Source organism: Staphylococcus sp. 17KM0847, from assembly GCF_013463155.1.
Lineage (GTDB): Bacteria > Bacillota > Bacilli > Staphylococcales > Staphylococcaceae > Staphylococcus.
Window position 1 is genome coordinate 1,972,977 of sequence record NZ_CP040781.1, and the last position, 13,531, is coordinate 1,986,507.

Annotated in this window: 11 protein-coding genes and 1 other annotated feature (1 of these 12 running past the window's edge); of the genes, 5 read left to right on the forward strand and 6 right to left on the reverse strand. The window is 36.8% G+C overall.

All coding sequences use genetic code 11. The features are described from left to right. Positions 1–96 (forward strand) — a binding site (T-box leader) (it extends 225 nt beyond the left edge of the window). Positions 97–160: 64 nt separating this feature from the next. From FGL66_RS09585 to FGL66_RS09605, 5 genes are read left to right on the forward strand one after another with little or no spacing between them, the layout of a single operon-like run. Beyond that, positions 161–1,264 carry a PLP-dependent transferase gene (locus tag FGL66_RS09585; protein ID WP_180809588.1) on the forward strand — a complete coding sequence of 368 codons (1,104 nt, stop codon included), beginning with the start codon at positions 161–163 and terminating at the stop codon, positions 1,262–1,264. Then, a complete protein-coding gene (gene metC / locus FGL66_RS09590; protein WP_180809589.1) occupies positions 1,261–2,436 on the forward strand; it encodes a cystathionine beta-lyase MetC in 1,176 nt (391 codons plus the stop codon). Before FGL66_RS09585 ends, metC begins: the two co-directional genes overlap by 4 nt. Further along, positions 2,390–4,231, forward strand: coding sequence for a bifunctional homocysteine S-methyltransferase/methylenetetrahydrofolate reductase (locus FGL66_RS09595; protein WP_180809590.1), 1,842 nt, complete (start codon positions 2,390–2,392; stop codon positions 4,229–4,231). Before metC ends, FGL66_RS09595 begins: the two co-directional genes overlap by 47 nt. Then, complete coding sequence (metE, locus tag FGL66_RS09600; protein WP_180809591.1) at positions 4,228–6,456, forward strand: 5-methyltetrahydropteroyltriglutamate--homocysteine S-methyltransferase; 2,229 nt, start codon at positions 4,228–4,230, stop codon at positions 6,454–6,456. The genes FGL66_RS09595 and metE overlap by 4 nt, the downstream gene beginning before the upstream one ends. Before the next feature lie 32 nt (positions 6,457–6,488). Then, positions 6,489–7,235, forward strand: a complete 747-nt coding sequence (locus FGL66_RS09605) for a cyclase family protein (protein WP_180809592.1) — start codon at positions 6,489–6,491, stop codon at positions 7,233–7,235. Between the two features lie 79 nt (positions 7,236–7,314). Here the strand turns inward: FGL66_RS09605 and FGL66_RS09610 are convergent, their stop codons facing one another. The 6 genes from FGL66_RS09610 to rpmH form a co-directional block, all read right to left on the reverse strand. Then, positions 7,315–8,175, reverse strand: a complete 861-nt coding sequence (locus FGL66_RS09610) for a ParB/RepB/Spo0J family partition protein (RefSeq protein ID WP_180809593.1) — start codon at positions 8,173–8,175, stop codon at positions 7,315–7,317. A 37-nt stretch (positions 8,176–8,212) separates the two neighbouring features. Then, positions 8,213–8,932, reverse strand: coding sequence for a 16S rRNA (guanine(527)-N(7))-methyltransferase RsmG (gene rsmG / locus FGL66_RS09615; protein WP_180809594.1), 720 nt, complete (start codon positions 8,930–8,932; stop codon positions 8,213–8,215). Continuing rightward, positions 8,933–10,807 (reverse strand): tRNA uridine-5-carboxymethylaminomethyl(34) synthesis enzyme MnmG, encoded by a 1,875-nt coding sequence (gene mnmG, locus FGL66_RS09620; RefSeq protein WP_180809595.1) that lies wholly within the window; start codon positions 10,805–10,807, stop codon positions 8,933–8,935. 18 nt (positions 10,808–10,825) lie between these two features. After that, the gene (gene mnmE, locus FGL66_RS09625) at positions 10,826–12,208 is read right to left on the reverse strand and encodes a tRNA uridine-5-carboxymethylaminomethyl(34) synthesis GTPase MnmE (protein WP_180809596.1); all 1,383 of its coding nucleotides are present in this window, start codon (positions 12,206–12,208) and stop codon (positions 10,826–10,828) included. A gap of 148 nt (positions 12,209–12,356) precedes the next feature. Beyond that, positions 12,357–12,704 (reverse strand): ribonuclease P protein component, encoded by a 348-nt coding sequence (rnpA, locus tag FGL66_RS09630; protein ID WP_180809597.1) that lies wholly within the window; start codon positions 12,702–12,704, stop codon positions 12,357–12,359. Between the two features lie 206 nt (positions 12,705–12,910). After that, positions 12,911–13,048 carry a 50S ribosomal protein L34 gene (gene rpmH, locus FGL66_RS09635; protein WP_000240855.1) on the reverse strand — a complete coding sequence of 46 codons (138 nt, stop codon included), beginning with the start codon at positions 13,046–13,048 and terminating at the stop codon, positions 12,911–12,913. Positions 13,049–13,531: the final 483 nt, after the last annotated feature.

Sequence of the window (13,531 nt, forward strand, 5' to 3'; positions counted from 1 at the left end):
CGTACATCTATACAAACTAGCGTACTGGAAGAGGTTGCTTTAGTGATGAAGTAACGAACAAAGGTGGTACCGCGAAACAAAGCTTTCGTCCTTTATGATCTGATTTTTAATCGGATCATAAAGGATGGAAGCTTTTTTATTGTTTGAGGAGGGATTCACGATGAAAGCAACAGAACTTGCACAAGTTGCACTCACCAAAGATTGTACAGGTGCTATTGCAAATCCGATTTATTTGTCTACCGCTTATGAACATCAAGGTCTCGGTCAATCTACCGGTTATGATTATTCACGGACCAAAAATCCGACACGCAACGCTTTTGAAGAAGCCTTTGCTGCAATTGAAGGTGGGGTTGCTTCATTTGCAACAGCAAGTGGCATGGCAAGTATTCAACTTATTTGTAGTCTTTTTAAACCACAAGATGAAATACTCGTTTCTTATGATTTATATGGTGGGACATTTCGTTTGTTTCAATATTACGAGCAACAATATGACATTTGTTTTAAATATGTTCACTTTGAGAATGTACAGGAAGTCGAATCAGCGATTACATCCAAAACACGTGCATTTTTTATAGAGCCTATTTCTAATCCATTAATGATTAAAATAAATTTAGAACCATACTACGCACTTGCACGCCAACATCGTATTTTAACAATCATTGATAATACCTTTCTAACACCTTATTTATCAACACCCCTTAAAGATGGTGCTGATATTGTATTACATTCAGCAACGAAATATATCGGTGGGCATAATGATGTACTCGCTGGCGTTGTAACAGTTAAAGATTCTATTCTCGCTGAAGAACTGAGTATTCTTCACAATATGATCGGCGCAACACTCTCTCCTTTTGATAGCTATTTGTTACAACGAGGGCTAAAAACTTTGCATTTACGTGTTGAACGCTCGCAAGAAAATGCACAACGTCTCGCTGAACGATGTTCTACTTTGGATGGTATTAAAGATGTACTGTATAGCGGACAAACTGGCATGCTCAGTTTGAGACTTCAGGAAGGTTATGCTGTCTGTGCATTACTAGAACATATTAAAATATGTCGTTTTGCAGAGAGTCTAGGTGGAACAGAAACATTTATTACATTTCCTTACACGCAAACACATGTCGATATGCCTGACGATGAAAAAGATAAACGTGGAATCGATCAACAACTTATACGTTTATCTATTGGTATAGAATCTTATGATGATATTGAAAATGATTTAATACAAGCGCTATCGAAATCAAGAGAGGATGTGATTGTATGAGTCTCTCAAAAGAAACGCAACTCATTCATGATAGCAATAGAGGACAAACCTATCAAAGTGCTAACCCACCTTTATATTATGCATCAACTTACCATCAACATATACTTGGTGGCAATACACCTTATGACTATGCGAGGAGCGGAAACCCTAATCGTGAACTGCTCGAAACAAAGTTAGCACAACTTGAAAATGGCAAACATGGTTTTGCTTTCAACTCTGGAATCGCAGCAATTACGGCTGTTTTCCTGACACTTGAAGCAGGTGATCATGTGATTCTGCCAGACGATGTCTATGGTGGAACCTTTCGACTGACTGAACAAATTTTATCGCGATTTAATATCACTTTTACAACGGTCAATGCTGAAAATACACAAAATATCAAAAATGCGATTCGTCCTAATACAAAACTGATTTATATCGAAACACCCTCTAACCCATTGTTTAAAATCACTGATATTCATGAAGTGATTAATGTTGCACGTCATCATCACATACAAGTCGCTGTTGACAATACATTTATGACACCACTCGGACAGCAACCCTTGGACTTAGGTGCTGATATTGTCATTCATAGTGCAACAAAGTTTTTAAGCGGTCATAGTGATGTCATTGCAGGTGCAGTCGTTACAAATAATGATGCCATTGCTGAAGCACTCTACCTTATTCAAAACGGTACGGGGACGGGATTATCTGTTTATGATAGCTGGACATTAACACAACATCTTAAAACTTTATCTGTACGCTTTAATCAATCCGTCAAAAGTGCACAAACCATTAGTCATTTTCTTTCAAATCATCCTGCTATTTCACAAGTGTATTACCCGGGACATCATGCTGTTCATTTGCAACAGGCACAACATGGCGGTGCAGTGCTCGGCTTTCGATTAGTAGATGAAAAAAAGGCACAACAGTTCGTCAATGCATTAAATATACCACTTGTTTCCGTGAGTCTAGGCGGGGTGGAAACGATCTTGTCTCACCCTAACACGATGTCACACGCGGCTATCCCACAATCTATACGTGAAGAACGTGGTATTACATTCGGACTATTTCGTTTGAGCGTGGGATTAGAAAGTGTAGACGACCTTATCTCAGACTTAGATTATGCATTAAAGGAGGTATTCGATGAGTCGATTGTTAGATACACTCAAGCACAAAGTTCTAGTGGCTGATGGTGCTATGGGGACGATTCTTTACTCAGAAGGATTGGATACATGCCCTGAAGCATATAACCTCACACATCCTGAAAAAGTTGAGCGCATCCATAAATCATACATCGAAGCGGGTGCTGATATTATCCAAACGAACACATACGGTGCTAACTTCGAGAAGCTCAAACAATTCGGACTCGAACATAAAGTAAAGACCATTCATCAGGCTGCAGTAGATATTGCAAAACGAGCGGCTACTGAAGATACCTTTATACTCGGTACAGTTGGTGGTTTTCGAGGTGTAAAAAAAGGAGAACTCTCCCTTTCAGCTATTTTATATCATACAGAAATTCAAGTTGATACCTTGATTTCATCAGGTGTGGATGGACTATTATTTGAAACTTACTACGACTTAGAAGAGTTACTCAAAGTGATTAAAGCAACACGTACTCGTTACGATATCCCTATCATTGCACAGTTGACCGCTTCTAATACCAATTATCTTATTGACGGCACAAAAATTAATGATGCTTTACAACAAGTCATCGCTGCGGGTGCTGATATTGTTGGGCTAAATTGCCATCATGGTCCACTGCATATGAAAAATACATTTAGTCATATTGCATTACCCAAACAAGCGTACCTATCATGTTATCCAAATGCGAGCTTATTAGACCTTGATAATGACACGTTTAAATATAGTAATAATGCAGAATATTTCGGTAATACGGCACAGCAACTTATTCAAGAAGGTGTGCGACTCATTGGTGGATGTTGTGGCACAACGCCTGAACATATTCGACATATTAAAAAGTCTGTAAACCATTTAAAACCTATAACAGAAAAAAAAGTTATACCCATTCATAAAAAATCTGAATCAACAGCTCGTACAAATCATCGCTTATCTTTAGCAGAACGTGCACGACGTCAGCCCACTATTATTGTAGAGCTTGATACACCTAAACATCTTGATACAACACGTTTTTTCGACAATATTAAAGCGTTAGATGATGCACGTATTGATGCAGTAACACTTGCAGATAACTCCCTCGCAACAGTTCGTGTTTCTAACATCGCAGCTGCAAGTCTAATCAAGCAACAGTTCAATATCGAGCCACTCGTCCATATTACATGTCGTGATCGCAACTTAATCGGCTTGCAATCACATCTATTAGGGTTATCACTTTTAGGTATCCATGAAATATTAGCAATTACTGGAGATCCTTCTAAAGTCGGTCACCTACCGGGGGCAACTAATGTATATGATGTCAATTCAAAAGGACTGACTGAGCTTGCACTTCGTTTTAACAAAGGCATTAACACAGATGGCGATGCGCTAAAAACAAAAACACATTTTAACATCGCAGGTGGCTTTGATCCTCATGTTCGTAATATTAAAGCCGCTGTTCGTAAAATGGAAACTAAAATAGAGAGCGGTATGCATTATTTCATTACACAACCTGTATTTACTCAAGAAAAAATTATTGAAATTTATGAAGCAACAAAACATCTCGACGTTCCTATATTTATAGGTATCATGCCCATTACAAGCTACAAAAATGCTTTATTCTTACATAACGAAGTACCGGGCATCAAAATGTCTGATGATGTACTCGCACAGTTTGAAGCTGTTAAAAACGATAGAGTAGCAACCTATAACCTCAGTCTCTCACTGTGCAAATCACTTATTGATAAAGTTCATCAATACTTTAATGGTCTTTATCTTATTACACCATTTGAACGTGTAGATTACTCATTGGAACTCGCAAAATATTCAAAAACAATTACTGACAATAATCAGGAGGTTTTATTATGACAACAATTAAAACAACAAACTTAGGATTCCCAAGATTAGGACGTAAACGTGAATGGAAAAAAGCAATCGAAGGCTATTGGAATGGTAAATTAACTAAAACAGAACTTGATGACACACTACAAGATTTACATCGAGAAAACTTATTATTACAAAAAAACCATCAACTAGACAGTGTACCTGTTGGAGATTTTTCACTCTACGATCATATTTTGGACACGTCGCTTCTGTTCAATATTATTCCTGAACGATTCCAAGGGCGCAAAGTTGATGATGATTTATTATTTGATATTGCACGTGGCAATAAAGAACATGTTGCAAGTGCATTAATTAAATGGTTTAACACAAATTATCACTACATCGTACCTGAATGGGATAATGTCACACCAAAAGTAAGTAAAAATGCTTTATTAGAGCGCTTTAACTATGCAAAGTCTCTCAATATTCCTGCACATCCTGTTATCGTTGGACCTATTACATTTGTTGCCTTATCAAAAGGTGGATCACAATCATTTGAAGAAAAAGTTCGTACTTTGTTACCACTTTATATCGAAGTGTTTGAATCACTCGTTCAAGCTGGTGCAAATTTCATCCAAGTTGACGAACCTATTCTTGTAACAGATCAAGGTTCAGACTTAGAAGACATCACACAGGAAGCTTATGAAGCATTTGCTGGTGCAGAACTGGACCAACATTTAGTGATCCAAACATATTTTGAACGTGCAAATGTAAAATTTTTAAGTCATCTGCCTATTAAAGGTATAGGGCTTGATTTTGTACATGATAATGGAGAAAATTTAACTCAAATTCAAAATGGAGACTTTGATCATACAAAAGTCTTATTCGCTGGTATTATTGATGGTCGTAACGTATGGGCAGCAGACATTGAAAGTAAAAAGCATTTAATTGATACATTGTCTGGTTATACGGACACCCTTTACATTAATCCATCATCATCATTATTACATGTACCTGTCTCATTAGATGATGAATCATTAGACACAGATATTCGCGATGGTCTCAGCTTTGCAACTGAAAAGTTAGATGAACTAGATGCTTTAAAACGTCTATTCAATCATAACGATACTACGAAGTTTGATACATTTGCACAACGCTATGCACGTTTCCAACAACAGGACTTCAAGAACTTGACGTATGATTTTGATCGTATACGTTCTGAACGTACCTCTGTATTTGCAGAGCGAAAGATTGCACAACAAAAACGGCTCAATTTACCTGATTTACCGACAACGACGATTGGATCGTTCCCCCAATCACCAGAAGTACGTAAATATCGAGCAGACTGGAAAAACAAACGTATTTCAGATGAAGCTTATGAAACTTTCTTAAAAAATGAAATTAAGCGCTGGATTGACATTCAAGAAGAGATAGGTTTAGACGTTTTGGTACACGGTGAATTTGAACGTAATGACATGGTTGAGTTCTTTGGTGAAAAACTACAAGGCTTTCTTGTCACTCAATTTGGATGGGTACAATCATATGGTTCTCGCGCTGTAAAACCCCCTATTATCTATGGCGATGTAAAATGGACTGAACCATTAACAGTTAAAGAAACAACATACGCTCAAAGCCTAACAGACAAACCGGTTAAAGGTATGCTAACAGGTCCAGTCACTATTCTGAATTGGTCATTTGAACGTGTAGATCTTCCACGTGAAACAGTTCAAGATCAAATTGCCCTTGCGATTAATGAGGAAGTTTTAGCACTTGAGAAGGCAGGTATTAAAGTTATTCAAGTAGACGAACCTGCACTACGAGAAGGTCTGCCATTACGCAAAGTGTATCATGAACATTACTTGCGAAGAGCTGTTCATAGTTTTAAACTTGCAACCTCATCTGTTGCAGACCACACACAAATTCATACACATATGTGTTATTCACAATTTGGTCAAATCATCCATGCCATTCATGAACTTGACGCAGACGTTATCTCAATTGAAACCTCTCGTAGCCATGGTGATTTGATTCAAGACTTTGAAGATATTAACTATGACTTAGGTATCGGACTTGGCGTATATGATATTCATAGCCCGCGTATTCCAACCGAATCAGAAATTACAACAGCCATCCATCGCGCACTTCAACAAATCGATCGATCGTTATTCTGGGTCAACCCAGACTGTGGCTTAAAAACACGTAAAGAAGACGAGGTAAAAGCTGCACTAACAGTTCTTGTCGATAGTGCAAAAAAATTACGTCATAGCTAATTTAAAACTTTATCAATGAAAGGATGTTGTTGATGACTTATCCACTATGGTTACAATTACAAACACTTAAAACAGCACGTTGGGTTGACTTAACACATACCTTCAATGCGGATTCCCCTCATTTCTCCGCATTTGAAGGGGCGATTGTAGAAACACCTTTTACTGTTAAAAAAGATGGGTTTTTCGTACAGCAATGGTCCTTTGTTACACAATATGGCACACATATCGATGCACCTATTCATTTTGTTGAACATCAACGCTATTTACACGAACTTGACCTTCAAGAACTTGTTCTGCCACTCATCGTATTAGATTTTTCTGAAGAAGTTGCAAGAGATGCTGACTTCCGTCTAACTCGTGAACATATTGAACAGTGGGAAGCCATACACGGCGTGATCGAGGCAGATACTTTTGTCGCTTTTCGTAGTGATTGGTCTAAACGATGGCCCGACCACACACAATTTGAAAATAAAGATTCAGCAGGTCAACAACATCTCCCCGGGTGGTCTTTAGATGCATTACATTATTTAATAGAAAAACGCCATATTAAAGCAATCGGCCATGAAACATTCGATACAGATGCATCTATCGATATTGCTAAAAATGGCGATATTATAGGTGAGCGTTATGTACTGAGTCAAGACTGTTATCAAATCGAGCTATTAACCAACTTAGACCAGCTTCCGGAAAGAGGTGCGATTATTTACAATATTGCACCCAAACCTGATCATGCCCCGGGTTTTCCAGTAAGAAGCTTTGCTATTGTTCCTTCAGCTTAAAGTGCATTCTATATTAAACGCTATAAAAAATAAGCGGGACTACGAAAGCTTATCTTGTCAAAGCTTTTGCAGTCCCCTTTTATTTACGATAAATTTTTATATTAATCTCATAGTAATCATCACAATCTTGTTCTTTTTGTTCATATTTAATACCGTTAGCACGTATTTCTAATAAACTATCAGCAATAATATCACGTGCACCTGAAATATCTTGAATCTCTATCTCTTCGTCATGATGTATACACATACTTGAGTGTTCCGGCGTTGTGTCTTGTACAACGACTTCTTTTAGCTTATCCTCAGTCTGTTTTACATTGAGGTGTTGATGCAAAATCACTTCTAACATTTCTTCTTGTCTCTCAGCAGACAATCCAACTAATGCTCTGCCATGACGTTCTGTAATACGATGATCTCGCAACGCTTGTAAAACTACAGGCGTTAATTTTAATAATCGAAGTTTGTTTGCAATGAAGCTCTGACTCTTACCTACACTTTTCGCAAGTTCTGACTGTGTAATTCCTTCAAAAGCTAATAATTTTTTATAGGCTTCCGCTTCTTCAACAGCCGATAAATTTTCTCGCTGTATATTTTCAATTAGTGCTACAACAGCAGTCTCTTCATCATCTAAATGACGTACTAAAACTTCTACTTCTGTCATCTGATTCATTTGCAATGCACGAAAACGGCGCTCCCCCGCAATAATTTCGTACATATTTTCTTCTATAGGGCGTACGACGATTGGTTGTAATAATCCATGTGTACGAATAGATTCTGCTAATTCTTCAATAAGGGCTGTATCAAATGTTTGGCGTGGTTGATAGCGGTTAGGTACAATTCGTTCAATTTTAATTCTTTCAATACCCTGTCGCTCTGACTCTGACACTTCTAATAGTTCATCTTTATTTTTCAGCCCAAATAGTTTAGAAAAGGGTTTTTTCATATATTACGCTCCCTTTCACTTCAAAATCAATCAGATATTATTCTGAAAGTGGTGATTTATTCGGTGTTCCCGGTTTTCTCGGGTATTTTTTAGGTGTCTGACTTCTCTTTTCAATTTCAATAATCTGACGTTCCCCGGCTCCTTCAGGTAACTCAAAGGAGAAGACTTTCTCAACACGTCCACCTAACAAACCAATCGCAAAACGTGCATCGTCTAACTCTTCTTGTCCCTTTGATGACTTTAATGCAAGGAAAAGACCATGCTTCTTAACAAGGGGGAGGCACAATTCACTCAACACAGATAATCTTGCCACAGCTCTTGCTGTAACAATATCAAAAGACGCTCGGTAGTCTAAATTTTTGCCAAATGTTTCGGCTCTATCATGGACAAAATGAACACCTTCTAGCTCTAACGCGTTGGCCAATTGATTTAAAAACTGAATACGCTTATTGAGTGAATCCACAATGGTTACATGTAATTCAGGAAAAACAATCTTCAAAGGAATACTTGGAAACCCTGCACCCGCTCCTACATCACATAGCTTTAAATGTTGACTTAAATCACAATAAAAACTCAGTGTAATAGAATCATAAAAATGCTTTAAATAAACTTCATGCTTTTCTGTAATACTCGTGAGATTTATCTTATCGTTCCACGTAACAAGCATATCATAATACGTTTCAAATTGTTGTTTTTGCTTATCTGACAATTCAATTCCATGATGACTCAGCTGATTGGCTAACCATTCTACACTCATTTATTTCACCCTTTGTATCTTTCCTTGTTCTAAATACACTAATAAAATAGAAATGTCAGCAGGATTCACACCTGAAATACGTGAGGCTTGAGCAATATTTAATGGTTTAACTTCTGCTAATTTCTCACGTGCTTCTGATGCCAAACTGTCAATTTTCGTATAATCAAGATCTTCTGGAATTTTCTTTTGCTCCATTCGCTTCACTTTATCCACTTGTTGTAATGATTTATTAATATAGCCTTCATACTTCGTTTGAATTTCAATTTGCTCTTCAACATCTGTCGGCAATTGATGTGTTTCTTCTAATATCTCAATTATCGTATTATAATCCATTTCTGGACGACGCAATAATTCGTGAGCTAAAATACCATCTTTTAAACGTGAACCCCCTTCACGCTCAATAATTTGTTGAACACGCTCAGTTGGTTTAATACGAATTTTAGATAAACGCTCTAACTCAAGTTTAATTTGTTGGCGTTTCTCATTAAAGCGCGCATAACGTTCCTCTGAGATTAACCCCAATTCATACCCAATATCTGTTAAACGTAAATCTGCATTATCGTGACGTAATAATAAACGATATTCTGCACGTGATGTTAACAAGCGATAAGGTTCATTAGTTCCTTTTGTAACAAGATCATCAATCAGTACACCGATATAAGCATCCGAACGACTTAAAATCTTTTCTTCTTTTCCAAGTACACGTCCTGCTGCATTAATACCAGCCATCAAACCTTGACCTGCTGCTTCTTCATAACCTGATGTACCATTAATTTGACCCGCTGTATAAAGATTTTTAATTTTTTTGGTTTCCAATGTTGGCCATAGTTGTGTTGGCACTAAGGCATCATATTCAATCGCATACCCTGCACGCATCATATCTGCTTTTTCCAAACCTGGAATTGTTGCTAACATTTGACGTTGTACCGCTTCTGGTAAACTTGTTGATAAGCCTTGCACATAGACTTCGTTTGTATGACGTCCTTCTGGTTCTAAGAAAAGCTGATGTCTAGGCTTGTCATTAAAGCGTACAAATTTATCTTCAATAGATGGACAATAACGTGGACCTGTTCCTTTAATCATACCTGAATACATAGCAGACAAATGTAAATTATCATCAATAACTTTATGTGTTTCACCATTGGTATATGTGAGCCAGCATGGGAGTTGATCGAGTATGTACTCTGTTGTTTCATAACTAAAAGCACGGCCAACGTCATCACCCGGCTGTATTTCTGTTTTGCTATAATCAATTGTTTTAGCATTAACACGAGGCGGTGTGCCTGTTTTAAAACGAACGACTTCAAAACCAATCTCACGCAAATGATCTGCAAGTGTAATAGATGGGAGTTGATGGTTAGGACCACTTGAATATTTCAAGTTTCCTAAAATAATTTCACCACGTAAAAATGTTCCAGTCGTTAAGATAACAGCTTGAGCATGATATTCTGTTCCCACATTTGTGCGTACACCTTTCACTTCACCGTCTTCAATAATCAGTGAATCTACCATGCCTTGCATCACTTCTAAATTATCCTTATCCTCTAGCACACGTTTCATCTCTTGTTGATATAATACTTTATCCGCTTGAGCACGTAATGCACGGACAGCGGGTCCTTTACCTGTATTCAACATACGCATTTGAATATGTGTTTTATCAATCGCCTTTGCCATTTGACCGCCTAGTGCATCAATTTCACGTACAACGATACCTTTAGCGGGTCCTCCAACCGATGGATTACATGGCATAAACGCAATATTATCTAAGTTTATTGTTAACATAAGCGTGCGCGCACCACGACGTGCAGAAGCAAGACCTGCTTCAATTCCTGAATGTCCAGCACCTACAACAATGACATCATATGTTTTAAGCATTTTGTATTCCTCCACAAATTATTTTCCGAGACAGAATTGACTAAAGAGCTGATCAATCAATTCTTCACTTACCGATTCACCAATAATTTCACCTAAAAGCTCCCATGTACGTGTCAAATCAATTTGAACCATATCCATAGGTACGCCTGAATCCGCCGCATCAATCGCATCTTGAATAGCTTGTTTTGCTTGTTTAAGTAATGAAATATGACGCGAATTAGACACATACGTCATATCTTGACTTTGTACTGAGCCACCAAAGAATAAGTCACGTATTTGTAACTCCAACTCATCAATACCTTGTTGTGTAAGCATAGATGTTTCTATTAATGGTATATGCCCTATCATCTCTTTAACTTCTGAAACATCTAACTTTCGCTCAAGATCTGTCTTATTAATGATAACAATAACATCTTCATCTTTAATAACTTCATAAAGTTGACGATCTTCTAAAGTCAATGCTTCATTATTATTTAATACGAACAATATTAAATCAGCTTCTTGTAACGCTTTACGTGAGCGCTCTACACCAATACGTTCCACAATATCCTCTGTTTCACGTATTCCCGCTGTATCAACTAATTTCAATGGTACACCTCGAACGTTAACATATTCTTCCAATACATCACGTGTTGTACCTGCCACCTCTGTCACAATAGCTTTATTAGACTGAATTAAGTTATTTAACATAGAAGACTTACCTACATTTGGTTTTCCTACAATGACTGTTGATAGGCCTTCTCTCATAATTTTACCTTGTGCACCGGTATCTAGTAATTTTTGAATTTCATCTTTAATAGCACGTGAACGTTCCAGTAAAAATGCTGTCGTTGCTTCTTCAACATCATCATATTCTGGATAGTCAATGTTTACCTCAACCTGTGCTAATATTTCTAAAATAGATTGGCGTTGTGCTTTAATCAGTGTACTCAAACGCCCTTCTATTTGATTCATTGCCACTTTAGACGCTCGGTCAGTCTTAGAACGAATAAAGTCCATTACAGCCTCTGCTTGAGATAAATCAATACGACCATTTAAGAAGGCACGTTTCGTATATTCACCGGGTTCAGCAATACGCGCACCATATGTCATGGTTAGTTCAAGTACACGATTGATTGTCAAAATACCACCGTGACAATTAATCTCTACAATATCTTCACGTGTGAAAGTACGAGGTGCCCTTAATACAGAAACCATAACTTCTTCGACAACATCATTCGTTTCTGGATCAATAATGTGACCATAGTTAATTGTATGTGTGGGAACATCGCTTAACTTTTGTTTTCCTTTATACAGCTTATCTGCAATAGCTACTGCATCGTGTCCTGACATACGTACAATCCCAATGGCACCTTCACCCATCGGTGTCGATATACTTGTAATTGTATCTAATTGTTCCATGCGCACTATGCCTCCCTTTTCAGACTGGTTATTGTTATATTGTAAAATGTTTATGTTTTAATTGCGACTATACTGTTTAAAACTCAGTGAATTAAAAGATAATTTAGACTTCGGTTTGTCTAATGTCAGACAAACCGAAGTCTTACTTTTAGTATATTTTTTTATTGAAGACTTTAGCTATCTTTAAAACATGTTCCAAACTTTTTTGTATTTCTTCGGTTGTCATATCTTTCACAGGAAAACGCGCGATAACAATAATATCATATGGTAAAAAGTCTTCTTTATGCACCTTGAAACATTCTCGAATCCTTCTTTTTATACGGTTTCGCATCACAGCATTTCCTAATTTTTTAGATACACTAATACCTAATCTAAAATGTAGTTGTTTTTTATTTTCATACTTATAAACGACAAATTGACGATTCGCGACTGATTTACTACATTTATAAATCATTTGAAAATCGGCATTCTTTTTTATACGGTATGCTTTTTCCATCAAATATCACTCGTCTTCCTCATTCTGTTACTTACTACCGTTAATCCTTTGAAGCAGCACTATGAAAAAGATCTTCCTTGTTATCTATGCTTCAATCCAGCACTCTATTATTTCATTACTTACTGTATACTTGTCAGTCTCTCATATTATGTTTTATAAACACATACACTTTTGCAAAAAAAAGACCACTGAATAAGTCAGTGATCTTATGCTGATAAAACTTTGCGGCCTTTACGACGACGACGCGCTAAAACTTTACGACCATTTTTTGTGCTCATACGTTTTCTAAAACCATGAACTTTACTATGTTTACGTTTATTTGGTTGATAAGTACGTTTTACCATGCAAAACACCTCCGTCTCAATTTATCCCATTATCTAATTACATCATTCATAGATAAGTTATTTTCATTTTCTGCATTAAAAATTGAACTTCTTTCAGATGAAATGTCTACATTTCAAGCAACTACTACAATATAACAAAATCATTTCTGTAAATCAAGTATGTTTTTATCTTTAATATCTGAACTGATTTAAACATTTTAACTGCTCAAAAGAATTCTCCTTAGTTCCTAACTTTATATAGAAGTTATTGGAGCTGTGTATAACTTTGGGGATGTGCGCGTAAATTATAAACAATTATTGGGGATTAACCTATAGATATTTTTATTAATCCACATGTTATTAAAGTGGTTTAACACATATTTACAAGCATTTGACAGTCCCTTATGTTAAAAAGTATAATTGTGTGGATAAGTGGTTAGAACCCTTATGCATTCTATATTTTGTTTACACATTTCTCTATAAATTTTTGTGCGTAATTTAAAC

Coding starts and splice junctions, on each gene's coding strand:
- rsmG (WP_180809594.1), bottom strand. CDS start 8,932: ATGAGTGTAGAATGGTTAGCCAATCAGCTGAGTCATCATGGAATTGAA.
- metE (WP_180809591.1), top strand. CDS start 4,228: ATGACAACAATTAAAACAACAAACTTAGGATTCCCAAGATTAGGACGT.
- mnmE (WP_180809596.1), bottom strand. CDS start 12,208: ATGGAACAATTAGATACAATTACAAGTATATCGACACCGATGGGTGAA.
- FGL66_RS09585 (WP_180809588.1), top strand. CDS start 161: ATGAAAGCAACAGAACTTGCACAAGTTGCACTCACCAAAGATTGTACA.
- FGL66_RS09595 (WP_180809590.1), top strand. CDS start 2,390: ATGAGTCGATTGTTAGATACACTCAAGCACAAAGTTCTAGTGGCTGAT.
- rnpA (WP_180809597.1), bottom strand. CDS start 12,704: ATGGAAAAAGCATACCGTATAAAAAAGAATGCCGATTTTCAAATGATT.
- rpmH (WP_000240855.1), bottom strand. CDS start 13,048: ATGGTAAAACGTACTTATCAACCAAATAAACGTAAACATAGTAAAGTT.
- FGL66_RS09605 (WP_180809592.1), top strand. CDS start 6,489: ATGACTTATCCACTATGGTTACAATTACAAACACTTAAAACAGCACGT.
- metC (WP_180809589.1), top strand. CDS start 1,261: ATGAGTCTCTCAAAAGAAACGCAACTCATTCATGATAGCAATAGAGGA.
- mnmG (WP_180809595.1), bottom strand. CDS start 10,807: ATGCTTAAAACATATGATGTCATTGTTGTAGGTGCTGGACATTCAGGA.
- FGL66_RS09610 (WP_180809593.1), bottom strand. CDS start 8,175: ATGAAAAAACCCTTTTCTAAACTATTTGGGCTGAAAAATAAAGATGAA.